Origin of the sequence: Kineosporia sp. NBRC 101731 (assembly GCF_030269305.1) — a bacterium.
Classification (GTDB): domain Bacteria; phylum Actinomycetota; class Actinomycetes; order Actinomycetales; family Kineosporiaceae; genus Kineosporia.
Genome location: NZ_BSTC01000005.1, coordinates 458,294 through 482,721, shown reverse-complemented (window position 1 = coordinate 482,721; position 24,428 = coordinate 458,294). Strand labels below are relative to the sequence as shown.

Here is a 24,428-nt window from a genome sequence, read left to right as displayed (position 1 = left end):
CTTCACGCCCCAGCTATTTACTAGCCATGGCTACTATTGCCATGTACCGTGAATCCATGGCTCCTCCGGAACCGGTCCACCCGCACGGTCACCTGATCTGGCGGCTCTCCCTGCGCTGGCGGGTGGCCGTCGACCGGGCCCTGACCCCGCTCGGCCTGACCCACGCCCAGTACGTCGCCCTGGCGTCGCTCTCCGCCCTGAGCACCGACGGCCATGCGCCCAGCCAGCGCATTCTCGCCGACCACACCGGCCTGGAGCCGCTCTACGTCTCCAAGCTGGCCCGAGGGCTCGAGGCGGCCGGGCTGATCACGCGTGAGCCCGACCCGGCCGACACCCGCGCGGTCCGGCTCTCCCTCACTCCGGCGGGAGCCGAGGTCACGGAAAAGGCCGTGGACGTCGTCCGCCATCTCGTCGCCCAGTTGCTGGAACCCCTCGGCGGCCCGGAAAGCCCTCGTGCCCGGCAGTTCCGCGAAGACCTCAACACCCTGCTCGATCTCGCACCGGAACCCGAAGGAGCAGCACCATGAGCACTGCCCTCACCGGTCAGCACATCGGCCGCGCCCACTACGCCGTCCGCGCCCTGCTGGAGCAGAAACTTGCCCCGGCCGGATTCGGCTTCGAGACCTGGATCCCGCTGAACGCCGTCGGCACCGGTGGCCCGATCACGCCGCGGGACCTGATCGTGTTCGTCACCGGCGGGCTCAGGATCAGCGAGCAGCGGGCCCGCGAGAGCATCACCACTCTGGTCGAGGCCGGGTATCTCACGGTGGACGAGAACCACGAGCTCGCCCTCACCGACTCCGGCCGACAGCTCTGGACCCGGGTCGACGACGAGGTCAGGCCCCTCACCGGCTATCTGTTCGCGGGCTTCACCGAGGCTGAGAAGGCCACGGCGGCAAGCGTTCTGCTGAAGGTCACCGAGCGGGCGGACGCCGCGCTCGGGTAACGGGGACACTTTGCCTGATCACGAAAAGGTGGGGAGGCACGGCACCCCCACCTTCACCGAACGCTATGACAGGGCGGCGTCCGGGGTGGACGCGACGATCGCCGCCTCGCGGCTGGTGTCTTTCAGGGCCACGCCGGATCGGCCCAGCTGACGGGCACCGGCGATCAGGCCACCGACCACCCGGGCCGCGGCCTCGTACGGAAGACCGCCCGGGCTGTGGATGTTCGAGACGCAGTTGCGGTCGGAGTCGGGCCGGCCCGGTTCCGGGTGGTGGGTCAGGTAGACGCCCAGGCTGTCCGCCACCGACAGGCCGGGCCGTTCACCGATGAGCACGAGCACCGTCGTCACGCCCAGGGCCGCGCCGATGTGATCTCCCAGGCCGACCCGGGCCTGGGTGGCGATGACGGGCGGGGCCAGGGTGAAGGTCGCGGGCAGGACCTCGACCAGCGCCTCCAGCAGGGCCGGGCCGTGGGTCTGCAGAGCCCGGGCGGAAAGACCGTCGGCCAGGACGAATCCGACGTCCGCACCGGTCGACGGCAGACCCGAGAGGTCTCGGGGCAGCCGGCCCCGGTCAGGCCGTCGCAGGTACTCCGCGCGGTTCGCCGCGCGGCTCGTCACCACGACCGGAGCACCGAGCCGAGCACCGGGCCGAGCCCTCCCGGGCTCCCCGTCGACCACCGGCGGGCCGACCGCACCGGTGCCAACGTCGTCCTTCATTCCCGCACAGACGCCCGACCGCACCAGCTCGCCCACCAGGGCATCCACGTCCAGCGGGTCGTGCACCGCGTCGCGGGCCACCGCATGGGCCAGCCGGAACTCCAGCACGCGCGATGTCGGCATGCCGTCACCGGCGCGGCCGAGCCCGATCCGGGCCTGGGTCGTCGCGCGCAGCTCGTCCCAGAAATCCGTCACCGAGCCACTCCCGTCAGGGCCCTCAGGGCGGAGGACGACGCCTCGACCGGCAGTACCCGACCGTCGTCGTCCATCATCTGCATCTTCCCCAGCCAGGCCTCGAACTCCGGGGCGGGACGTAACCCGAGTGCCTGCCGGGCGTAGAGCGCGTCGTGGAAGGACGTGCTCTGGTAGCCGAGCATCACGTCGTCGGCCCCGGGGACCGCGATGACGAACGAGCAACCGGCGACACCGAGCAGGGTCAGCAGGTTGTCCATGTCGTCCTGGTCGGCCTCGGCGTGGTTGGTGTAACAGACGTCGACGCCCATCGGCAGGCCGAGCAGCTTGCCGCAGAAGTGGTCTTCCAGCCCGGCCCGGATGATCTGCTTGCCGTCGTACAGGTACTCCGGCCCGATGAACCCGACCACGGTGTTGACGAGCAACGGCTTGTACTCCCGGCACACCGCGTAGGCCCTGGCCTCGAGGGTCTGCTGGTCCACGGGCCGGCCCCCCACACCTCGGTGGGCGTCTGCCGACAGCGCCGACCCCTGTCCGGTCTCCATGTACATGACGTTCTGGCCGACCGTCCCCCGGGCCAGCGACAACCCCGCCTCGTAGCCCTCCTGCAGCATCGACAGCGAGACGCCGAACCCCTCGTTCGCCGCCTGCGTACCCGCCACCGACTGGAACACCAGGTCGACCGGCACCCCGGCCTCGATCAATCCGATCGTGGTCGTCACGTGCGTGAGAACGCAGGTCTGCGTAGGAATCTCGTACTCCGAGCGAATCCCGTCGAGCAGGTGCAGCAGATCGGCGCAGGTCTGCGGCGAGTCGCCCGCCGGGTTCACGCCGATCACCGCGTCACCGCAGCCGAGCAGCAGCCCGTCGAGGGTCGCGGCGGCAATACCCCGCAGGTCGTCGGTGGGATGGTTGGGCTGCAACCGGGTCGCCAGCCGGCCCGGCAACCCCACCGTCGACCGGAACCCCGTGGTCACCCGGGTCGCCCTCGCCACCGCGATGAGGTCCTGGTTGCGCATGAGTTTGCTGACCGCGGCCACCATCTCCGGGGTCAGCCCGGGGGCGAGCGCACTCAGCACCGAACCCGCTTCAGCACGCGGCGTCAGCTCCAGCAGCCAGTCCCGGAACGCCCCCACCGTCAGTGACTTCACCGGCTCGAACGCCACCGCGTCATGCGTGTCGAGAATGAGCCGCGTGACCTCGTCCGTCTCGTACGGCACCAGCGGTTCCTGGAGAAACTGCACCAGGGGGACGTCGGCCAGCGCCAGTTGCGCTGCCACCCGCTCGGCATCGCTGCCGGCGGCACATCCGGCCAGCTCATCACCCGAGCGCGCCGGCGTGGCCTTCGCCATCAGCTCGACCAGCCCGTCGAACCGGTACGTCGTGCCTCTGCTCGTCTGCGTGTAAACGCCCATGGCACGCCCTCATCCGTCTGTTTACCGCATCCCATCACCGGAGGCCGACCGGGTCAACGAACGGGCCGTTTCGGTCATGGGTCACTGTGTTTCGCCGGTCGCCGGTCAGCCTGCGGACAGCTCAGGACACCAGCGGCTGTGAGGGGCCGGGCGCGACCCAGCGGAAGCCGTCGATGCGGTCGAGGTTCTCCTGGGAGAGGTCGTACAGGGGCTCGTGGGCGAGGATGTCCTCGGTCTGGCCGGCCCGGAATCCGGTGTAGAAGTCGATGTCGATCTCACCACCCCCGGCCAGACTGTAGGCACCCCCGCGCTCAAAGAAACGCAGGAGAGGTTCATAGGGATCGGCATCCGGGCCGAGCCGATGCGCGACATTGTCGTGCCGAGGATCGCCGGCCACCGAGAGCGCGGACCAATGCAGCGCCTGGTAGATCGAGTTGATCGTGTGCACTCCGCCGAACCGACCGTCCCAGTGCGCCCGAAACCGGTCCAACGTGGCCTGTTCCGCCCGGACCCCCGGCGCGACGAGCTGCGCGAGATCTCTGAAGTACCACTGACGCTGCACCCGCCCCTCGGGCAGATGAGACTCAATCGCTGTGCACCAGACCGCTGACCTGCGCAGATGCTCCCGCATGAGCAGTACCCGCGATGTGACCGGGTCTTTCCCGTCGTCGTCGTACTCGACGTCCCAGACAACCTGCTCGATCCGGTCGACCAGGTCCTCAGCTGCCTTGATCATCGCAGGGCTGGTGCCTGTCTGGCCGATCTTCTCATCGAACATCTCGTCCGGACTCCCTGAGTAGGGTCATGGCTGCCTCCACTATCTCGTCGATGCGGGAGAGATCGCCGACCGCACCGGTGCTCGGCCTGGTCCCGCCCCAGCGTCGCCAGTGCTTCAGGACGTCGGAGGCATGTGCATTCGGAGCCACGTCATGAGCTCCATAATGCTGCCGGGTTGCCTGGTTGCTTGCTGTCGGATTCGCATAACAGTCCGGATGCGCCGATCTGTACGGCAGTCCTCTCGCCATGAGCCTGGCCTCCACATACTCGTGCGCGACGAACTTCCTCAGGAGCTCGAGGCCGTCAGCATCCAGTTCACGCCCCGTCGCGACCGATTCCCACCGCCAGGCCTGAGCTCCGTCCGGTGAGAAATACCCGTAGGCGGTCTGTTCGGGACCCGTGGGTGTCACATGCCGGGTCAGGAAGAAGTGACGCTTCACCGTCGCGATGACCTCGATCGGTGCACCGACCACCTGAGCAATGCGCGGAACGTCGTCGCTCATCTGAATAATGCGTGCGTAGATGCGCATCGCCTCGGCATCCTGGCTGTCCTCAGCGTCCGGTGGTTCCGCGAAACGGCGTGGGTCGAGCAGATCCGTGCCCGGCAGACCTGTGCACCCTGGCGGGTTCTGCCCCGGCCAGGACATCTGCGGCTCGTCCGGTGCCGGGCCGGACTCCTCACGCGCCAGGCCCAGGTCGGCGCGGACCTGCTCCACCCGGGTCTCGGTGTCCTGGTGCAGTTCCTCAATCTCTTCGCGGACCTGCTCGATCCGCCCGGCCAGCACCTCGAAACCCGTGAGTTCGGCCCAGTTCTGGGCCTCACCCAGGTGTTCCGAGCAGGAGTGCAGTGCGAGGGCCGCATCAGTCAGGCGTTCGTGGGCCGTGGTCAGGATCGACGCGACGTCGGTGAGTCCCGGGACCGCCGACATCGCGGTCTCCAGGGGATCGGACGTCTCACTGATCGCCTCGATCGCCTCGTCCAGCTGGGCCGCGGCTGCGTCCAGGGCCGCTGAACAGGTCTGCAAGCCCTCGGCCAGGCTGTCCCAGCCATGCACGACCGCGTCGTCCCGCAGCGCCTCGGCTCTCGCGAACAGCGCCGCGACCTCGCCGTACGCCTCCGCAGCCCGCCTCCGCAGAAGCGTCATCGACCTCCCCGTCCCGAAGAGTCAGGGAGGGTATCGGACCGGGAACCCCGCCAGAAATGAAGGACGCCCACCAGCCCGTGGGCTGGTGGGCGTCCTCAATGCAGGTGGTTCGGTCAGCCGACCCGGAAGGGGCGGTTCTCCTCGAAGGGGCCCACCACCGACAGGGACAGCGGACGGGAGGCCAGGTCGGTGGCGAGGTCCTGCACGTCCTGCGCACTGACCGAACGGATCCGGGTCAGTGCCTTGTCCAGGCCCAGGTACTCGCCGTGCACCAGTTCTGCCTTGCCCAGACGGGACATGCGCGAACCGGTGTCCTCTAGGCCCAGCACCAGACCGCCGGCCAGCTGGCCGTGGGCCCGGAACAGCTCTTCCTCCGGCACGCCGTCGGCCGCCAGACGCCGCAGCTCGGCGACCATCAGGGCGATGACCTCGTCGACGCGCGCCGGGGTGCAGCCCGCGTAGAGACCGAAGTAACCGCCGTCCGAGTAGCCGCTCGCGAACGAGTAGACCGAGTAGGCTAGGCCGCGCTGCTCACGGATCTCCTGGAACAGCCGGCTGCTCATGCCGCCACCGAGCACGGCGTTGAGCACGGACATCGCGTAACGGCGGGGATCCGTGGCGACCAGCGAGGTGGTGCCGGCCACGACGTGTGCCTGCTCGGTGTGCCGGTTCACCACGACGAGCCGGTGCGGGGCACCGTCGACGGAGAGCTGCGCCTCCTCCCGCTCGGGGAGAGAGACGTCGCGCCGCGCCTTCGGAGTGTGACCCGCCTCGAGCGCCCAGCCGGACCGGGCGAGGCTGGCGGAGACCAGCTCGCAGACCCGGTCGTGGTCGACGCCCCCGGCCACCGTGACGACCAGGCCCGGAGGCCGGTAGTGCTCGGCGTAGTGGTCGACGATGTTGTCGCGCACGACGGCGCGGATCGTCTCGGGCGTGCCACCGATGGGCCGGCCCAGGGGATGCTGCCCCAGGACGAGCTCGGCGAACCGCTCGTGCACGACGTCCGCGGGATCGTCGTCGTTCATCGCAAGTTCCTCGAGGATGACCCCCCGCTCGCTCTCCACGTCATCGGCGTCGAGTTTGGCGCCCGTCACCATGTCGCAGAGCACGTCGACAGCCATCGGCAGGTCGTCATCGAGCACCCGGGCGTAGTAGCAGGTGTGCTCCTTGCCCGTGACGGCGTTCGACTCACCGCCCACCCGGTCGAACGCGGTGGCGATGTCCATCGCCGTGCGCCGGCTCGTGCCCTTGAACAGCAGATGCTCGAGGAAATGCGTGGAACCGTGGTGCCCGGTGGTCTCGTCGCGCGAACCGACCCCGACCCAGAAACCGATCGTGGCCGAGCGCAGGCCGGGCATGGCCTCGGACAGTACCCGGACCCCGCCGGGGAGAACGGTACGGCGCACGATGGCGCCGCCGTCCTCCCCAGCGATGATCTGGGACGATCCGGAGGCTCCCGCTGCGACCAGCGGCAGAGGAGTCGCCGTCACGTCAGGCAGTCGCGTCGGCCGCTTCGGACTTGCCCTCAGCGTCTTCCTCCAGGACCGGCGCCAGCGAGAGCTTGCCCCGCGGGTCGATCTCGGCGATCTGCACCTGGACCTTCTGGCCGATGCTGAGCACGTCCTCGACGTTCTCCACCCGCTTGCCACCGACCATGCGGCGGATCTGCGAGATGTGCAGCAGGCCGTCCTTGCCCGGCACCAGCGAGACGAACGCACCGAAGGTCGTCGTCTTCACGACGGTACCCAGGTAGCGCTCCCCGACCTCGGGCATGGTCGGGTTGGCGATCGCGTTGATCGCCGTCCGGGCCGCCTCGGCCGAGGGGCCGTCGACCGCACCGATGTACACCGTGCCGTCGTCCTCGATCGAGATGTCGGCGCCGGTGTCGTCCTGGATCTGGTTGATCATCTTGCCCTTGGGCCCGATGACCTCGCCGATCTTGTCGACGGGAACCTTCACGCTGATCACGCGGGGGGCGAACGGGGACATCTCGTCCGGCCGGTCGATCGCCTCGCTCATCACGTCGAGGATGTGCAGACGCGCGTCGCGTGCCTGGGTCAGCGCGGACGCCAGCACCGAGGCGGGGATGCCGTCGAGCTTGGTGTCGAGCTGGATCGCCGTGACGAACTCCGACGTACCGGCGACCTTGAAGTCCATGTCGCCGAAAGCGTCTTCAGCGCCGAGGATGTCGGTGAGCGCGGCGTACTCGGTCTTGCCGTCGACCGTGTCGGAGACCAGGCCCATCGCGATACCGGCGACCGGGGCGCGCAGCGGCACACCGGCGTTCAGCATGGACAGGGTCGAGGCGCAGACCGAGCCCATCGAGGTGGAACCGTTGGAGCCGAGGGCCTCGGAGACCTGACGGATCGCGTACGGGAAGTCTTCCCGGCTCGGCAGGACCGGGACGAGCGCACGCTCGGCCAGGGCGCCGTGACCGATCTCGCGGCGCTTCGGCGAACCGACGCGGCCGGTCTCACCGGTGCTGTAGGGCGGGAAGTTGTAGTTGTGCATGTAGCGCTTGCGGGTCACCGGGGAGAGGGTGTCCAGCTGCTGCTCCATGCGCAGCATGTTCAGCGTGGTGACACCCATGATCTGGGTCTCGCCGCGCTCGAACAGGGCCGAACCGTGCACGCGCGGGATGACCTCGACCTCGGCACCGAGCTGGCGGATGTCCGCCAGGCCACGGCCGTCGATGCGGACCTTGTCCTTGAGGATGCGCTGACGGATCAGCTTCTTGTTGACGGCCCGGAAAGCGGCCGAGACCTCTTTCTCACGACCCTCGAACTCGGCCGCGAACTTGGCCTTGATGCCGTCCTTGAGCTCGTCGAGACGGCTCTCGCGCTCCTGCTTGCCGGCGATCGTGAGGGCCTGCGAGACATCGTCGGACGCCGCGGCGGAAACCGCCTGGAAGACGTCGTCCTGGTAGTCCGGGAACAGCGGGAACACGGCGGTCGGCTTGGCGGCGGCCGCAGCCACCTCGGCCTGGGCCTTGCACAGCGCCGAGATGAACGGCTTGGAGGCCTCGAGGCCGGCGGCCACGACGTCCTCGGTGGGGGCCGCGACGCCCTGGTCCTTGATCAGGGTCCAGGAGCCCTCGGTGGCCTCCGCCTCGACCATCATGATCGCGACGTCTTCGGTGCCGTCCTCGAGGGTGACGACGCGACCGGCGACGACCATGTCGAAGACGGCGCGCTCAACCTCGCTGTGGCGCGGGAAGCCGACCCACTGGCCGTCGATCAGGGCGATACGCACGCCACCGATCGGGCCGGAGAAGGGCAGGCCGGAGATCTGCGTGGACAGCGACGCGGCGTTGATCGCGACGACGTCGTACGGGTCTTCCGGGTTGAGCGCCAGCACGGTGACGACGACCTGGACCTCGTTGCGCAGACCCTTGACGAAGGTCGGGCGCAGCGGGCGGTCGATCAGGCGGCAGGCCAGGATCGCGTCGGTGCTGGGCCGGCCCTCGCGACGGAAGAACGAGCCGGGGATCTTCCCGGCCGCGTACATCCGCTCCTCGACGTCGATCGTGAGGGGGAAGAAGTCGAACTGGTCCTTCGGCTGCTTGCCGACCGTGGTGGCCGACAGGAGCATGGTGTCGTTGTCCAGGTAGACGGCGACGGAACCGGCGGCCTGCTTCGCCAGGCGGCCGGTCTCGAACCGGACCGTGCGCTGGCCGAAGGAGCCGTTGTCGATAACGGCCTCGGCCGCGGTGATCTCGGGACCCTCCAAGGGTCACTCTCCTGTTCTTCCGCGGCTTTTCGCCGCGGCATCGGGCAGGAGTGGTGCGGGAGTCGTGGTCGAGGCGTTCCGGTCTTCGATCGAGGCCCACGCGGGTTGCCTGTCGCTGTACTGACGGCGCCTCGCGGAGGCCACTACCGAGGACCGGTGACCGGTGCTCGCCGACCCCTCCTGTTTTCTTACCTGAGGTTGGTGCGTGGTGCGGGTGATAGGGCGGTGCTGCTTTGCGCTACGGCCCACCGATGACCCGATGATCGGGCAACGACGGGCCGACGACACAACCTGACACACCGAAGAGGCCGTGCCCGGGAGCCCCGGTCACGGCCTCACTTCAGTTAGCGGCGCAGGCCGAGGCGCTCGATCAGCGCCCGGTAGCGGGTGATGTCCTTCTTCTGGACGTACTTCAGAAGGCGACGACGCTGACCGACCAGCAGCAGCAGACCACGACGGCTGTGGTGGTCGTGCTTGTGCTCCTTGAGGTGCTCGGTCAGGTCCTTGATGCGCTGCGTCAGCATCGCGATCTGGACCTCGGGGGAACCGGTGTCACCCTCGACAGTCGCGTACTCCGCGATGATGCTCTGCTTCTTTTCGGCGTCGAGCGGCACTCGATGTCCTCCTGAAAATCGCTGCGCGGCGCGCCGGGGCACATCCACCCGGGCACTCTGGAATCCGCGGCCGATCTAACGGCACCAGCTACGTTAACAGCGCAACGGGCAGTCATCCCAATTGAGCAACGGGTGGTGTGTCGATCAAGCCGGTGTGTTCACTCCCAGCACCTCGCGGCACCGGGCCACATCGGCGTTCATCTGGTCGATGAGCGACGCGATGCCGTCGAACCGCAGCGTGGGCCGCAACCGCTCGACGAACTCCACGGCGACCCGCTCCCCGTACAGGTCCAGGTCGGTCCGGCCGAGCACGTAGGCCTCGACCCGACGCTCCTCACCGTCGAACGTCGGGTTGGTGCCGACCGAGATCGCCGCGGGCAGCCGCTCCCCGGTGTCGTGCCGGGAACAGGCCCCGGGCTCACCGTTCGCGCCCGGGCGCACCAGCCAGCCGGCGTACACCCCGTCGGAGGGCACGGCCCCGATCGCGTCGGCGGTCATGTTGGCGGTCGGGAAACCCAGTTCCCGGCCGCGGTGGTCACCGTGCACGACCACGCCGGTCACCCGGTGCGGGCGGCCCAGCACGTCGGCGGCCTCGACCACCTCGCCCGAGGCGATCAGCTCCCGGGCCAGCGTCGACGACCAGCGCCGGGCGCCGTCCGCCGCCAGCCGGTCGGCCACCTCGTCCACGGAGAAGCCCAGTTCCGACCCGAGCTCGCGCAGCGTGCCGATGTCACCGGCGTTGCGACGGCCGAACCGGGTGTCGGAACCGACCACCACCTCACGCGCCCCCAGGGCGTCCGCCATCACTTCCTGGACGAACCGCCGGGGGCTCCACTGCGCCAGCTCCGGGGTGAACGGCAGCATCAGCACGGCGTCCAGGCCGGTGTCGGCCAGCAGCTCGAGCCGGTGCTCCACGGTCGAGAGCGGCTGGGGAGCCCGCTCCGGGTGCAGCACCGCCAAGGGGTGCGGGGCGAAGGTGATCGCCACCGAACGCCACCCGTGGGCGACCGCGGCCTGCACGGTCCGGTCCAGAACGGCGAGATGACCCCGGTGCACACCGTCGAAGTTCCCGATGGTCACCGCCGAGGGGCCGAAGCCGGGAGGAACCTCGCTCAGTTCCCGCCACACGTGCACCTGGCTCTCTTTCACGGGACAACTCTGCCAGGTGGCCACTTCAGTTCCACGTTCGGTGCTCCGATGTGGTGAAATCAGACGCTCGTCGTGAGAGCAAGATAACAAGCCCCTCACGATCGGCGATTGAGAAAGCACGTTCAGTTAACCAAGTCCAGCGAGGACACCACTATGGACAGCCAGCGTGTCGCCGGACGGGCTCCGATGCCCGCCCAACGAGGGATCGACAGTTTTCTCCACAGCAGCGGTGGGGGCTTCTGCGTGATCTGCGGAACCGTCTGGCCGTGCAGCCAGGCCGCTCCGCAGACCAGCGACGAGAAAGCCATGGCGACCAGCAACAGCTGATCCGGCTCTCAGCCTGTCAGTACGACGAGCGGACGCGCGGTCAGCCCGGCGTCGGCGATGAGAGCCACCAGTGACCCGTCCGGTGCGTACGCCGCAACGGGTCCCGGGCCCAGCTCGCTCGCTTCCAGCCGCTGACCGTGCGCCAGCTTGCGCGCCTCGTCCTGGGTGAGGTCACGGCCGGTGAACGCGGCCCGAGCAGCCTCAGCGATGGGCAACAGGGCGAACGACTCTTCCAGCTCCGGCAGCGTGTGCGCCCCGTCGAGCAGGTAAGGGCCGACCCGGGTGCGCCGCAACGCGGTCAGGTGCCCGGCACTGCCCAGAGCCGCACCGAGATCGCGGGCCAGGGCCCGGATGTAGGTGCCGGACGAGCAGACCACGTGCACGTCCACGTCCAGTACCGGCGTGCCGTCCTGTTCCGCCGGGCGCACCGCCAGCACGCTCAGCTCGGACACCGTCACCGGACGCGCCTCGAGCTGTACGTCCTCGCCCTCGCGCACCCGGGTGTAGGCCCGCTTACCGTCTTTCTTGATCGCGCTGACCGAGCTCGGCACCTGCTGGATCTGGCCGCGCAGGAACTCCGCGGCCAGGTCGACCTCGGCCCGCCCCAGCGGCGCCTGGCCCGGCATCGACGACGGCGTGCCCTCGGCGTCGTCGGTGATCGTGCCGATCCCGAGCCGCATCGTTGCCGCGTAGGCCTTGTCCGCGCCGACCAGATAGGTCAGCAGCCGGGTGGCGCGCTCGACCCCGATCACCAGCACACCGGTGGCCATCGGGTCGAGCGTGCCGGCGTGGCCGACACGACGTGTGCCGGCGAGCCGGCGGATCCGGCTGACGACGTCGTGCGACGTCATCCCGGCCGGCTTGTCCACGATCACCAGGCCGCTGGGACCCGGCTCACGGGACTTCACGCGTCGTCGTCCTCGTCGTCCTCATCCGCCGGGGTGGCGGGCTTCTTGTACGGGTCGGCGTCGCCGGCGTACTGCTTGCCGTTCGCCAGGGCCGCGACCTGCGCATCCTTCTCGTGCGCCTTGGTCAGCAGCTCGGCCATCTGCGCCGCCGTCTCCGGCAGGGCGTCGGCGATGAACTCCAGGGTCGGCGTGAGCCGGATCCCGGTGCGCTTGCCCACCTCGGACCGCAGAACGCCCTTGGCGCTCTCCAGGGCCGCGGCGGTCGAAGCCCGCTCGGTGTCGTCGCCGAAGACGGTGTAGAAGACCGTGGCGTGCTGCAGGTCACCCGTCACCCGGGCATCGGTGACCGTGATGAAACCCAGTCGCGGATCTTTGATCCGCTTCTCCAGGGCCTCGGCCACCACCTCGCGTACCCGGTCAGCCAGCTTGCGTGCCCGTGCCGTGTCGGTCATCGTCCGTCCCGCTCGTCAATCGTCGTCAGTGTCGCTCCACACCCGCAGACGGGCGGAGAGCACTTGCAGTTCGGGTCGGCCGGCCACGAGCCGTTCGCAGGACTCGAGGACCTCGCGGCACTGACCGGACTCGGAGGACACCAGGGCGACGCCGATCTCGGCGCGCCGGTGGAGATTCGCCTCGCCGGTCTCAGCGGCATGCACCTCGAACTTGCGGCGCAGCTCGGCCACGATCGGTTTGATCACCGACCGTTTCTCCTTGAGCGAATGAACATCGCCCAGCAGGAGGTCGAGCGTCAGAGATCCGATGTACACGGCACCTCCCGCGGTTGACGGCGGTGAGGCCGGCCGGTGCGGCCGGCCTCACCTGCCTTCAGCTCGATCAGGCGCGTGCCTTCTCGCGCATTTCGTAGGTCTGAATGGTGTCCTCGTTCTGGATGTCGTTGAACGACCCCAGTCCGATACCGCACTCGAAACCTTCGCGGACCTCGGTCGCGTCGTCCTTGAACCGCTTGAGCGACTCGATCGAGAGGCCCTCGGCGACCATCTTCTCGCCGCGGAACACCCGGGCCTTGCTGTTGCGCCGGATCTCCCCGGAGCGAACGATGCAACCCGCGATGTTGCCGAACCGGCTGGAGCGGAAGATCTCGCGGATCTCCGCGCGACCCAGCTCGACCTCTTCGTACTCCGGCTTGAGGAGGCCCTTGAGGGACGCCTCGACCTCTTCGATCGCCTGGTAGATGACCGAGTAGAAGCGCAGGTCGACGCCCTCGCGGTCGGCGTACTCGGCGTTCTGGCCCTCGGACTTCACGTTGAAGCCGATGATGATGGCGTTGGAGGCCACCGCCAGGTTGATGTTGTTCTTCGTGATCGCACCGACACCACGGTCGATGATCCGAAGCTCGACCTCTTCGCCGACATCGATCTGGAGCAGCGCGTCTTCCAGGGCCTCGACCGAACCCGCGCCGTCACCCTTGAGGATGAGGTTGAGGGTCTCGACCTTGCCCTGCTCGAGGGCCTTGGTGAAGTCCTCGAGGCTGATGCGCTTGCGGGACTTGGCCAGGGCCGCGTTCCGCTCGATCGCCTCACGCTTCTCGGCGATCTGACGGGCGGTGCGGTCGTCGGGCGCCACCAGGAAGGTGTCACCGGCGCCGGGCACGCTCGTCAGACCCAGGACCATGACCGGACGGGACGGCGTGGCCACCTCGACGGTCTCACCGTGCTCGTCGATCATGGCGCGGACGCGGCCGTGGCCGGTGCCGGCCACGATCGAGTCACCGATGCGCAGCGATCCGGACTGGACCAGCACGGTCGCGACGGGACCACGGCCACGGTCGAGGTTGCCCTCGATCGCGACGCCGCGGGCGTCCTTCTCCGGGTTGGCCCGCAGGTCGAGCGCCGCGTCGGCGGTCAGCAGGACGGCCTGGAGCAGACCGTCGATGTTGAGCCGCTGCTTCGCCGAGACCTCGACGAACATCGTGTCACCGCCGTACTCCTCGGCGACCAGGTTGTACTCGGTCAGCTGCTGCCGGATCTTGTCCGGGTTCGCGCCTTCCTTGTCCACCTTGTTGATGGCCACCACGATCGGGACGTCCGCCGCCTGGGCGTGGTTGAGCGCCTCGATCGTCTGCGGCATCACGCCGTCGTCGGCCGCGACCACCAGCACCGCGATGTCGGTGACCTTCGCACCACGGGCACGCATGGCGGTGAACGCCTCGTGACCCGGGGTGTCGATGAAGGTGATCGCGCGGTCCTGGCCATCGTGCGTGGTGTGGATCTGGTAGGCACCGATGTGCTGGGTGATGCCACCGGCCTCACCCGCCACCACGTCGGTCTGCCGGATCGCGTCGAGCAGCTTCGTCTTACCGTGGTCGACGTGACCCATCACGGTCACGACCGGCGGCCGCGCCACGAGGAACTCCTCGTCGGCCTCGGCCTCGCCCTCGATGTCGATGTCGAAGGTGCCCAGCAGCTCGCGGTCCTCGTCTTCCGGCGAGACGACCTGGATGACGTAACCCAGTTCCTCACCGAGGACGTCGAACGTCTCCTCGTTCAGCGACTGCGTCGCCGTGGCCATCTCACCGAGGTGGAACAGCACGGTGACCAGGCTGGCCGGGTTCGCGTTGATCTTGTCGGCGAAGTCGGTCAGCGAAGAGCCACGCCGCAGGCGGACGATCGTGTTGCCGTCACCGCGGGGAACCGTGACGCCACCGGGAGCCGGTGCCGCCATGCTCTCGAACTCTTGACGCCGCTGACGCTTCGACTTACGGCCTCGCACCGGACGGCCACCGGCGCGACCGAACGCGCCCTGCGTGCCACCGCGACCGCCGCGGTTACCGCCACCACCGGGACGCCCGGCGAAACCGCCGCCGCCACCACCGGGACCACCCGGACCGCCGGGACGACCGCCGAAGCCACCGCGGTTACCGCCACCGCCGCCACCACCGGGGCCACCGCGACCGGGACCACCCGGACGGCCGGCCCCACCGCCACCGGGGCGACCGACGCTGGTACGACCGGGCATCATGCCCGGGTTGGGACGGTTCGGCATGCTGCCGGGACTGGGCCGCGGGCCGCCCGGACGGGGTGCCGGACGGTCGCCGGCGTCGCCACTACGGGCAGCCGGAGCACCCTCGGGACGCGGGCCGCGCTGCGGGCGCGGCATGCCCTGGGAAGGTGCGAAGGGGTTGTTGCCGGGACGCGTGGGGCCGTTGCCCTCACCGCCGCCGCCACCACCGGGACCACCACGACCACCCGGACGGGGCATGCCCTGGGAGGACGCGAAGGGGTTGTTGCCCGGACGCGGCGCGCCGGGACCCGGACGCGGGCCCGGACGGGCGTCGCCACCGGGACGGGGTCCACGGTCCTGACGCTCGGGACGATCGCCGCGCGCGGCCGGGGCCTGCGGACGGGCGCTCGGGCCGGGACGCGGGCCACCCCGCTCGGGACGGTCACCCGAGTGCGGACGGTCGGAACGCTCCGGGCGGGGACCACGGTCCTGGCGCTCGGGACGCTCCGTGCGCTCCGGAGCCGGGGCGGAAGCCGCGGCGGCGGGGCGCTCGGCCGGAGCCGGCGTCGGGCGCGGACCGGGCGTGGGACGCGGACCGGGGGTCGGACGACCACCCTCGGCACGGGCCGGGGCCGGAGCCGTGAACGGGGTGTCACTGGCCGGGCTGGGAGCCGGTGCCGGCGCGGACGGAGCCGCTACGGCCGGGCTCGGAGCCGGACGGGACGGGGTCGGCGCGGCCGGTGTCGGGCCGGGCCGGGCCGGTGCGGCCGGGGTTGCAGCGGCGGCGGGTGCCGACGGTGCAGCCGGGGCGGCCGGGGCCGGGGACGGCGTGGGACGAGCCGGCTTGGCCGGCTTACGGCCACCGGCGCCTTCTGCGGCGGGCATCGCCTCACGGAGGCGGCGCACCACAGGGGGCTCGACGGTGGACGACGCGGAACGGACGAACTCGCCCATGTCCTGCAACTTGCTCAGTACGGTCTTGCTGTCGACTCCGAGCTCTTTCGCGAGCTCATAGACCCGGACCTTTGCCACATCACTCCTGTCTCGGCCCGAGCCAGGAGGAGGCTACGGACCGTAGTTACGTAAAGGGGGTGCTCATCGGAGCGCGCTCATCGGGTGCTCACAGCGCCGACTCTGCCTTCGAAGTGCTGCTCATGGCGTTGGACCCGCTTTCGTCTGGACACATCTGACACCTGTTACGACTTCGCTGCGACGAACTCATGTACCTGCACCGCGTCGAGCGGACCTCCACGGCGGAGTGCCCGGGGAAAAGCCCTGCGGCGTTCAGCGAGTTCAAGGCAGCCCGGCACAGGGTGCAGTGACGCACCTCTGCCGTACAGCTTATGGCCCGGATCGGGGACGACGCACCACTTACCGTCGACCTCTGCCGCGACCACCCGCAACAGGTCGGACCGCTCGGCGCGTTCACGACAGCCCACACACGTACGAATCGGTCCGTGCGGGACCGAGGACGAGCGCTCGGGATTCGTGGCCGCGTCACCGGCCCCGCCCAGCATAGCCCCGGATCCGGCGCGTTTGTTCCCAGGGTCGTTCAAGGCTCGCTCAGAAACTCCCCGGACCGGCCGGCGCCGCCGGTAGATCCGGACCGGATCGTCCCGATTGACCTGCCTGACCTGACTGACCCGACTGACCCGACTGACCCGACTGACCCGACTGGGCCGTGTCGGACCGGATGTCGATCCGCCAGCCCGTCAGCTTCGCGGCCAGGCGGGCGTTCTGCCCCTCCTTGCCGATCGCCAGCGACAGCTGGTAGTCCGGCACGATCACCCGGGCCGAACGGGCGTCCAGGTCGAGCACCTCGACCGACGACACCCGGGCCGGGGACAGCGCACTGGCCACGAACGCCTCGGGCTCCTCGTTGTAGTCGACGATGTCGATCTTCTCGCCGCGTAGCTCGGTCATGACGGCCCGCACCCGCTGCCCCATCGGGCCGATACAGGCGCCCTTGGCGTTGACCCCGGCCACGGTCGCGCGCACGGCCACCTTCGACCGGTGACCGGCCTCCCGGGCCAGCGCGGCGATCTCGACGGTACCGTCGGCGACCTCGGGCACCTCCAGCGCGAACAGCTTGCGCACCAGGTTGGGGTGCGTACGGGAGAGCGTGATCGAGGGCCCTTTCAGGCCCTTGCGCACACCGATCACGTAGCAGCGCAGCCGGGTTCCGTGCGGGTACGTCTCCCCCGGCACCTGCTCGGCCGGCGGCAGGACCGCCTCGACCGTACCCAGGTCGACATGCACCATGCGCGGGTCGGCGCTCTGCTGCACGATGCCGGAGATGATGTCGCCCTCACGGCCCCGGAACTCGCCGAGCACCTGCTCGTCCTCGGCGTCGCGCAGCTTCTGCAAGATCGTCTGCCGGGCGGTGGTGGCCGCAATCCGGCCGAAACCCGCCGGGGTGTCGTCCCACTCACGCTTGATCGCGCCCGTGTCGTCCAGTTCGCGGGCCCAGACCACCACGTGCCCGCTCTTGCGGTCGAGGTCCACCCGGGCCAGCGGCTCGGCTCCCTCGGTGCGGTGGTAGGCCTGCAGCAGAGCCGTCTCGATGGTCGTTACCAGCGTGTTGAGCGGGATTTCCTTTTCGCGCTCGAGCGCGCGCAAGGCCGCCAGATCGATGTCCATCGTTCAGCCCTCGTCCTCGTCGGAGTCGTCGTCCGCCTCGAGGTCGTCGAGGTCGGCGAAGTCGTCGGGGTGCCCGAACTCCAATTCGATACGGCCGCCGGTGATCTCGGCCCAGGGCACCTGGCGCTCGTCGTCCAGCACGATGCCCGCGTCGGTGACGTCGGTGAGCCGGCCCGTCTGCGGGGTGGCACCGGCCACGGCCAGGGTGCGCACGAGGCGCCGCCGGGCACGCATCCAGTGGCGGCGCTCGGTCAGCGGACGGTCGGCACCCGGAGAACTGACCTCGAGCACGTAGGGCAGACCGCCCATCACGTTGCTCTCGTCCAGCGCCTGCGAGATCGACTGCGAGACGATGGCCACGGACTCCATGGGCACACCGCCGAGTTCGGTCTCGGGAAGATCGACCGTCACTCGCAGTACGCGCCGTTTGCCGGCGGGCGTCACGATGACGCTCTCGATCATCAGCCCGGCGTCTGCGGCCAGCGGTTCCGCCAGGGCCCGCACACCGTCGGCTGCCTGTTGTCCGGAGGACGCGCTCATGCCGACCTCCTCGATATTGGATTGGGAAACCATGGTGGCGCACCCGGGCGGGCGCGCCAGCGGACAAACATACCGTCCCTGGCGGGCTTCCCTTGACCTGTGCCCGACTTGTCAAGATCTGCCGGAACCCACGGTTCACATCCGTCTCGTGAAATGATCCCCCGGTGCTGAGCCCGAACACCGGAACGCCCCTTGCCCCACCCGTATCCGCGCCGATGCCACCGGCCGGTCGCAGGGCGTTCCTCGCTCTCGGTGCCCTGGCCCTGACGAGCGTGGGGCTCACTGCCTGTAGTTCCGCGAGTTCCGCGGCCGGCACCACGGCGGCAGCGAATACCGACGCCGGACCCGAGGCGGCCGCCGTCGCGCGGGCCGTGACGACCGTGACGGCGCTGTACGCCAGTGCCTCGGCGCTCGCCTCCGGCACGCTGCCGAACGGCGCGACCCTCCGGATCAAGGGCAGCACGGCGACCTTGCTCACCCGGACGGCCGAGGCGCACACGGCCCAGCTCACGGAGCTCGGCTCCCCGGTGTCCGGGACCGCCTCCCCCACCCCGGGGCCGACCTCGTCCGGCACTTCCGACACTTCCGGTGCAGATTCCCCCGACGCCCTGGCCAAGGCCGAATGGTCTGCGGCCCGAACACTTCTGGGTGACGCCGCCGGCCTGAGCCCGGCCTTCGCCGGGCTGTTCTACCGGCTCGCGGCCTCGTGCGCGGCCAACGCCGACCTGCTGCGCTCGGCCACCGGGGGCAAGGCCTTCGGTGAGCTCACGGTCTCCACGACCGACGACGCGGAACCCTCGCCCACCGGCGACGGGACCCCGACCGCCTCCACCTCCGCAACCCCCGAACCCTCGGGAACGAGCGCCACCGCGTCCTCCAGCACTCTCACCACCGACGAGAGCGGCGCCCTGAACCGTCTGCTGGCCGGAGAACACGCCGCGTTCTACGCGTACCCGCTGGTGGTGGCCCATATCGATGGTGCCCGGCGGGACCTGGCCGACGAGATCTGGGAGGTGCACCGGCAGCAGCGTGACGAGCTGGAGCGTCTGCTGCTGGCCGCGAACGTGGACCCGGTCCAGGGCAGTGCGGCCTACGCGGTGACCACCCCGACCAGTGCCGGCCAGGCCGCGGACCTGGCGGCGACGGTCGAGCAGCGTCTGGCCGGGCTGGCCGTGGACGTCATCGCCGTGGCGCAGGACGACGAGGTCACCACGACCGGCGCAGGGGTGCTGGTCGACTGCACCCGGCGCCAGGCGGCCTGGACGAAGAAGCCGGTCGCCGACCCGGGCCGCAGCTGATCAGCGCCAGCCGTCCACCAGGGTGAGCACGTCGAGGAGCCGGTGCGCCGTGCCGTCCGGAGTCACCTCGACCGGCACCTGCTGATCGGGCGGGAGGTCGCTGTGCGGCACGTGAACGGCCCGCATCCCGACCCGCTGGGCCCCGTGCACGTCTTCGTAGACGCGGTCGCCGACATAGACGCACGCCGTCGGGTCGGGTGATCCGACAGCCCTCAGAGCCGCCCCGAACGCTTCCGGATGCGGCTTCACGTAAGGGATCTCGGACGAGTACACGTCACCGTCGATGAAGTGCAGGATGCCGTCGCGCGCAAACAGGCCGCGGTGGTACTCCCGCGACCAGATGGTGTTGGAGAGCACGCCGATCCGGATGCCGCGATCCCGCAGCCCGGCGAAGACCTCGGGCACGTCCGGGTCGAGATAGGTGTGCGGCTCCCAGAACTCCTCGTAGGCCACCCGGGCGGCGTCATGCCCCGGGTGGTCGGTCTGCACGCCGGCGGCCTCGAACAGCTCGGTAAGGCGAGCGCTGGCGCCACTCTCCTGCAGCCGGGCCCAGGAGTCCCGCTCGGCCTGGCGCATGCGCCGGGCGAGCTCCGTGCCACCGTCAGGATGATCGGCGGCGTAGACCTGCGCGAACACCTGCCACTGCCGGTCCAGGTCGATCGCGTGCCAGGGGGTCAGCGTGCCGCCCCAGTCGAAGATCACGGCATCGATCGCCACGGTTCACCCCTGCGTCGCGAGAACGGCGAGAACAGCTCGCGCGTAAGCCGATTCGACGTCCGCATCGACTTCCCGCGCCGTCGTGCCGTCGTTCGGGGAGAATGTCACCGCGAACCCTCCGGTGACGCTCTCCAGGCTCACGAAGCGCTCCGCGAGCAGCTCCCGCAGCTGGGTCTCACGCGGTATCCAGACCACCTGCTGCTGCTCGAGGGAGTCCAGGGCCCACTCGGTGGTGCCGTTGAAGCCGATCACCTGGCCGCCGGGCACGTCGTGCACCTCGACGACCATGTTGCTGACCACGAAGACCTCGTCGTCCATGCCCCGGTCGGGCAGGACGAAGCGGTCTCCGGGCAGGGGGTTCCAGGCCAGACCGGCCTTCCGCAGTTGCTGTGCCAATGCCAGATCGAGCATGGAACCCCACCCGCCTACTCGTTGATCGCTGCCACCACGTGCTTCACGGCCTCGCCGACCGGCACGTTCTGTGAGTCGCCGCTCTTGCGGTCGATGAACTCGATCACGCCGTCGGCCAGTTTCTGGCCCACCACCAGGATCGAGGGCACCCCGATCAGGTCGGCGTCCTTGAACTTGACGCCGGGCGAGACCTTGGGGCGGTCGTCGAACAGCACCCGGACGCCCGCGGCCTCCAGTTCCCGCGACAGCTTCTCGGCCGCCTCGAACACCGCGGTGTCCTTGGCCGCCTTGCCCTGCGCGATCAGGTGCACGTCGGCCGGGGCCACCTCACGGGGCCAGCACAGGCCCTTCTCGTCCCAGGAGGCCTCGGCGATCGCGGCCAGGGCCCGGCTGACGCCGATGCCGTACGACCCCATGGTCACCGTGACCAGCTTGCCGTTCTGGTCGAGCACCTTCAGCCCGAGGGCGTCGGCGTACTTGCGGCCGAGCTGGAAGATGTGGCCGATCTCCAGGCCGCGGGCCAGCGTGAGGCGACCCTCGCCCCCCTCGGCGGCGCAGACCGGGCAGGCGTCGCCCTCGACCACGTTCGCGGCCTCGATGAAGCCGTCGGCGGTGAAGTCCCGGCCGGCGACCAGGTCGAACACGTGCTGACCGGGCTGGTTGGCGCCGGTGATCCAGGCGCTGCCCTCGACCACGCGGGGGTCGAGCAAGAAGCGGATCTTCGTCTCGGACTCCGTGCCCAGCGCCTGCGGGCCGATGTAACCCTTCACCAGACCGGGGTGCTTCGCGAAATCGGCCGCCTCGAACGCGTCGATCTCGGCCGGGGCCACCGCCGCCTCGAGACGCTTGGTGTCCACCTCACGGTCGCCGGGCACCCCGATCACCAGCGGCTCACGCTCGCCGGTGGGGTGCACCAGGGTGACGACGACGTTCTTCAGGGTGTCGGCGGCGGTGAAGTCGCGGCCGGGGAACATCGCGTTGGCCGCGGTGACCAGCGAGTCGATGGTCGGGGTGTCGGGCGTGTCCTCGACGTGCGCGGCGGGCAGGCCCTCCAGGGGGATCGCGGCCGGCGCGGGCGTGATGACCGCCTCGGAGTTGGCCGCGTAGTGCCCGGTGGTGCAGCGCACGAACGTGTCCTCACCGATCTCGGTGGGGTGCAGGAACTCCTCGCTGCGGCTGCCGCCCATCGCGCCGGACGTGGCCGACACGATCTCGAAGTCCAGGCCGAGCCGCTCGAACGTCTTGATGTAGGCGTCACGGTGCCGCTGGTAGCTGGCTGCGAGACCGGCGTCGTCGATGTCGAACGAGTAGCTGTCTTTCATCACGAACTCGCGGCCGCGCAGCAGGCCGCCGCGGGCCCGCGCCTCGTCGCGGTACTTGGTCTGGATCTGGTAGAGCGAGACCGGCAGGTCCTTGTACGACGAGTACTGGTCTTTCACCAGGAGGGTGAACATCTCCTCGTGCGTGGGCCCGAGCAGGAAGTCGTTGCCCCGCCGGTCTTTCAGGCGGAACAGGTTGTCGCCGTACTCGGTCCAGCGGTTCGTGGCCTCATAGGGCTCGCGGGGCAGCAGGGCCGGGAAGTGCACCTCCTGGAAGCCGGCGGCGTCCATCTCCTCACGGACGATGCGCTCGACGTTGCGGAAGGTGCGGTAGCCCAGGGGCAGCCACGAGTAGATCCCGGGCGCCGCGCGGCGCACGTAGCCAGCGCGGACCAGCAGGCGGTGCCCCGGAACCTCGGCGTCCGCCGGGTCCTCGCGAAGCGTTCGCAGGAACAACGACGACATCCGAAGCAGCACGTGACTCATCCTCCTGGGGGTGGACTGAACAGCTCTACAGCCTAGTCCTTCACCACCAGTGGTTTTACTCCACGGGTGCGGCCGAGAGCGATCCCAGCAGGGACAGGGACCGGGCCGTCTCCGACCCGCGCTCGGCGTGGTAGACCGCCAGGATCTGGCCCGGAGCCTCGGTCAGCGGGAACTTCTCCCGGGAGAGCTCGAGCAGGCCGACCACCGGATGACGCAACCGGAACGACCCGCCGCCCAGCGGAACCACGTCGTGCCGGGCCCACATCCGGCGGAACTCGTCGCTGCCGGCCGACAGCTCCGCGACCAGTTCCGTCAGCCGGGGGTCGGCCGGGTCGTCCATTGCCGAGGTGCGCAGGGCGGCCACCAGACCGGCGAACGCGGGCATCCCCTCCTCGTACAGCGGCCACTCGTCGTTCTCCAGGAACACCGACCGCAGCCGGTTACGCCCCGGGACGAGGCTCGGGATCACCGCGGTGGCCATCGGGTTCGCGGCCAGCACGTCGAACGTGCGGCCCTCCACGAAGGCCGGCAGGCCGATGGCGTCCAGAAATTGAAGGACGCGTGTGGGCACCACCTCGCGCTGCGGCCGGTGGCGCTGGTGCCGGGACCCGGCCAGCCCGAGCAGGTACTCCGTGGCCGTGGCGTCGAGCCGGAACACCCGGGCCACGGACTCGAGCACCTGCACCGACGGGTTCAGGTCGCGCCCCTGCTCCAGTCGCAGGTAGTAGTCGGCGCTGATCCCGGCGAGCGTGGCCACCTCCTCGCGGCGCAGGCCCGGGGTGCGGCGCACCCCGGTCACCCGCACACCGGCGTCTTCCGGCCGGGTCTGCTCGCGCCGCGCCCGGAGGAACTCACCGAGGGTGGAGGACATCTACTGCAGGCGGATCGGGTTGACCACGTCGACGGAGACCGTGAGCAGCGTGAAGGCACCGAAGATCACGATGATCGCCAGGGTGAGCGGGATCAGCTTCTCCCGGTCGACCGGGCCCGGGTCGGGACGTTGACGACGCAGCGCCAGCTTGCGGCGGGCCGCCTCGTACCAGGCCACCGCGATGTGACCACCGTCGAGCGGGGGCAGCGGCAACAGGTTGAACAAGCCCAGGAAGACGTTCAACCCGGCCAGGATGGACAGGAAGGTGGCCCCGCCCTGCAGGCCGCTGGTCTGCACGATCTCCCCACCCAGACGACTGGCGCCGACCACGCTCACCGGGTCGTCGGGAGAGCGCTCGCCCCCGAGCAGGGCGTTCCACAACGAGCTGATCTTGCTGGGCAGCCGGGTGATCGCCTCGACGCCGCTGACCAGCGTCTCCCCGGTGGTCTTGAACGCCTGGCCGACGCTGTCCACGAAGCCGTAGCGGTCGTTGTAGACCTCGGTCTGGTTCTGGATGCCGATGGTCGGGGTGGCGACCAGGGAGCTGGAGTCGGTGGCCCCCAGCGGCGGGCGCTGGGTGTTGACCAACGTCACCTGGGTGGTGCTCTCCTGACCGTCGCGCACGTAGGTCAGCGCCACGGCCTGGTCGGTCGGCTGCTCCCGCACGGCCTTCTGGAACGCCGCGTACGAGGGAATGTCGGAGGTGCCGAGCCGGGTGATCCGGTCGCCCTGTTCCAGCCCGGCCAGAGCCGCGGGCGACTTCGGGTCGTCGGCCGTGCAGGCGCGCAGGGCGCCGTCACTGGTGACGTCGTAGTCCGGGATCACGCACTGCGAGACCGCTCCGACCACGGCCGGGGTCTGGTCCAGGGCCTTGGCGGTCGGCACCCCGAAGAGCCAGAAGGCCGGCACCAGCAGCAGGATGCAGATGACCAGATGGGTCATGGAACCGGCGGCGAGCACGATCGTGCGCTGCCACAACGGCTTCTGCCAGAAGGCCCGGCCCTGCGCCTCGGTCTCCTCGGCCTCGGGTTCCTCCACACCGGGCGCCATCCCGATAATGTTCACGAACCCACCCAGCGGCACGGCCTTGAAGCCGTACTCCGTCTCACCCCGGCGGAACGACCACACCGTGGGCCCGAAACCGGCGAAGTAGCGGGTGACCCGCATCCCGAACAGTTTCGCCGAGAGCATGTGCCCGGCCTCGTGCAGACAGACGCTGATGAGAAGGCCGAGCGCGAACAGGACCACCCCGATCGTGTAACTCAT

24 protein-coding genes are annotated in these 24,428 nt (G+C 69.7%); 4 read left to right on the top strand and 20 right to left on the bottom strand.

The genetic code is table 11. From position 1 onward, the window contains the following. The first annotated feature begins 56 nt into the window (after positions 1–56). Both QSK05_RS17645 and QSK05_RS17640 read left to right on the top strand, forming a co-directional pair. Positions 57–527 (top strand): MarR family winged helix-turn-helix transcriptional regulator, encoded by a 471-nt coding sequence (locus QSK05_RS17645; RefSeq protein ID WP_285598326.1) that lies wholly within the window; start codon positions 57–59, stop codon positions 525–527. Continuing rightward, positions 524–946 (top strand): MarR family winged helix-turn-helix transcriptional regulator, encoded by a 423-nt coding sequence (locus QSK05_RS17640; RefSeq protein WP_285598325.1) that lies wholly within the window; start codon positions 524–526, stop codon positions 944–946. The genes QSK05_RS17645 and QSK05_RS17640 overlap by 4 nt, the downstream gene beginning before the upstream one ends. Positions 947–1,009: 63 nt before the next feature. Here QSK05_RS17640 and eutC read toward each other — a convergent pair whose 3' ends face one another. The 8 genes from eutC to QSK05_RS17600 all read right to left on the bottom strand — a co-directional run bounded on the left by eutC (position 1,010) and on the right by QSK05_RS17600 (position 10,684). After that, the gene (gene eutC / locus QSK05_RS17635) at positions 1,010–1,858 is read right to left on the bottom strand and encodes an ethanolamine ammonia-lyase subunit EutC (RefSeq protein WP_285598324.1); all 849 of its coding nucleotides are present in this window, start codon (positions 1,856–1,858) and stop codon (positions 1,010–1,012) included. Then, complete coding sequence (locus tag QSK05_RS17630) at positions 1,855–3,270, bottom strand: ethanolamine ammonia-lyase subunit EutB (protein ID WP_285598323.1); 1,416 nt, start codon at positions 3,268–3,270, stop codon at positions 1,855–1,857. Before QSK05_RS17630 ends, eutC begins: the two co-directional genes overlap by 4 nt. Before the next feature lie 121 nt (positions 3,271–3,391). Then, complete coding sequence (locus QSK05_RS17625) at positions 3,392–4,048, bottom strand: hypothetical protein (RefSeq protein WP_285598322.1); 657 nt, start codon at positions 4,046–4,048, stop codon at positions 3,392–3,394. Then, entirely contained in the window at positions 4,038–5,192 is a 1,155-nt protein-coding gene (locus QSK05_RS17620; protein ID WP_285598321.1) for a hypothetical protein, read from the bottom strand. The genes QSK05_RS17625 and QSK05_RS17620 overlap by 11 nt, the downstream gene beginning before the upstream one ends. A 113-nt stretch (positions 5,193–5,305) precedes the next feature. After that, positions 5,306–6,682, bottom strand: a complete 1,377-nt coding sequence (locus QSK05_RS17615; protein WP_285598320.1) for a M16 family metallopeptidase — start codon at positions 6,680–6,682, stop codon at positions 5,306–5,308. A 1-nt stretch (position 6,683) separates the two neighbouring features. After that, positions 6,684–8,921, bottom strand: coding sequence for a polyribonucleotide nucleotidyltransferase (locus QSK05_RS17610; protein WP_285598319.1), 2,238 nt, complete (start codon positions 8,919–8,921; stop codon positions 6,684–6,686). A 344-nt stretch (positions 8,922–9,265) separates the two neighbouring features. Beyond that, on the bottom strand, positions 9,266–9,535 hold the full coding sequence (gene rpsO / locus QSK05_RS17605) for a 30S ribosomal protein S15 (protein ID WP_231487863.1): 270 nt from the start codon (positions 9,533–9,535) through the stop codon (positions 9,266–9,268). Positions 9,536–9,679: 144 nt separating this feature from the next. Next, positions 9,680–10,684 (bottom strand): bifunctional riboflavin kinase/FAD synthetase, encoded by a 1,005-nt coding sequence (locus QSK05_RS17600; protein WP_285598318.1) that lies wholly within the window; start codon positions 10,682–10,684, stop codon positions 9,680–9,682. A 153-nt stretch (positions 10,685–10,837) separates the two neighbouring features. Between QSK05_RS17600 and QSK05_RS17595 the strand changes: the two genes are divergently transcribed. Further along, on the top strand, positions 10,838–11,011 hold the full coding sequence (locus QSK05_RS17595) for a hypothetical protein (RefSeq protein ID WP_285598317.1): 174 nt from the start codon (positions 10,838–10,840) through the stop codon (positions 11,009–11,011). Between the two features lie 8 nt (positions 11,012–11,019). Here QSK05_RS17595 and truB read toward each other — a convergent pair whose 3' ends face one another. The 7 genes from truB to rimP form a co-directional block, all read right to left on the bottom strand. Next, entirely contained in the window at positions 11,020–11,919 is a 900-nt protein-coding gene (gene truB, locus QSK05_RS17590; protein ID WP_285598316.1) for a tRNA pseudouridine(55) synthase TruB, read from the bottom strand. Next, a complete protein-coding gene (gene rbfA, locus QSK05_RS17585) occupies positions 11,916–12,371 on the bottom strand; it encodes a 30S ribosome-binding factor RbfA (protein ID WP_285598315.1) in 456 nt (151 codons plus the stop codon). Before rbfA ends, truB begins: the two co-directional genes overlap by 4 nt. 15 nt (positions 12,372–12,386) lie before the next feature. Further along, positions 12,387–12,686 carry a DUF503 domain-containing protein gene (locus tag QSK05_RS17580; protein ID WP_285598314.1) on the bottom strand — a complete coding sequence of 100 codons (300 nt, stop codon included), beginning with the start codon at positions 12,684–12,686 and terminating at the stop codon, positions 12,387–12,389. A 67-nt stretch (positions 12,687–12,753) separates the two neighbouring features. Beyond that, complete coding sequence (gene infB, locus QSK05_RS17575; RefSeq protein WP_285598313.1) at positions 12,754–15,912, bottom strand: translation initiation factor IF-2; 3,159 nt, start codon at positions 15,910–15,912, stop codon at positions 12,754–12,756. 164 nt (positions 15,913–16,076) lie between these two features. Further along, positions 16,077–16,397, bottom strand: coding sequence for a YlxR family protein (locus tag QSK05_RS17570; protein ID WP_285598312.1), 321 nt, complete (start codon positions 16,395–16,397; stop codon positions 16,077–16,079). A 46-nt stretch (positions 16,398–16,443) separates the two neighbouring features. After that, positions 16,444–17,520: a transcription termination factor NusA gene (gene nusA / locus QSK05_RS17565; protein WP_285598311.1), complete on the bottom strand. Its 1,077-nt coding sequence runs from the start codon at positions 17,518–17,520 to the stop codon at positions 16,444–16,446. A 3-nt stretch (positions 17,521–17,523) separates the two neighbouring features. After that, entirely contained in the window at positions 17,524–18,060 is a 537-nt protein-coding gene (gene rimP / locus QSK05_RS17560; protein WP_285598310.1) for a ribosome maturation factor RimP, read from the bottom strand. Between the two features lie 164 nt (positions 18,061–18,224). Between rimP and QSK05_RS17555 the strand changes: the two genes are divergently transcribed. Further along, entirely contained in the window at positions 18,225–19,358 is a 1,134-nt protein-coding gene (locus tag QSK05_RS17555; protein WP_285598309.1) for a ferritin-like domain-containing protein, read from the top strand. On the opposite strand, the gene QSK05_RS17550 is transcribed toward QSK05_RS17555, so the two are convergent. From QSK05_RS17550 to QSK05_RS17530, 5 genes are all read right to left on the bottom strand, one after another. Then, entirely contained in the window at positions 19,359–20,075 is a 717-nt protein-coding gene (locus QSK05_RS17550; RefSeq protein ID WP_285598308.1) for an HAD family hydrolase, read from the bottom strand. A 3-nt stretch (positions 20,076–20,078) separates the two neighbouring features. After that, positions 20,079–20,486, bottom strand: a complete 408-nt coding sequence (locus tag QSK05_RS17545) for a pilus assembly protein CpaE (protein ID WP_285598307.1) — start codon at positions 20,484–20,486, stop codon at positions 20,079–20,081. Between the two features lie 14 nt (positions 20,487–20,500). Continuing rightward, positions 20,501–22,282 (bottom strand): proline--tRNA ligase, encoded by a 1,782-nt coding sequence (locus QSK05_RS17540; protein ID WP_285598306.1) that lies wholly within the window; start codon positions 22,280–22,282, stop codon positions 20,501–20,503. A gap of 64 nt (positions 22,283–22,346) precedes the next feature. After that, positions 22,347–23,162 carry a helix-turn-helix domain-containing protein gene (locus QSK05_RS17535; protein ID WP_285598305.1) on the bottom strand — a complete coding sequence of 272 codons (816 nt, stop codon included), beginning with the start codon at positions 23,160–23,162 and terminating at the stop codon, positions 22,347–22,349. Further along, the gene (locus QSK05_RS17530; RefSeq protein ID WP_285598304.1) at positions 23,163–24,428 is read right to left on the bottom strand and encodes a M50 family metallopeptidase; all 1,266 of its coding nucleotides are present in this window, start codon (positions 24,426–24,428) and stop codon (positions 23,163–23,165) included. It abuts the gene before it with no gap.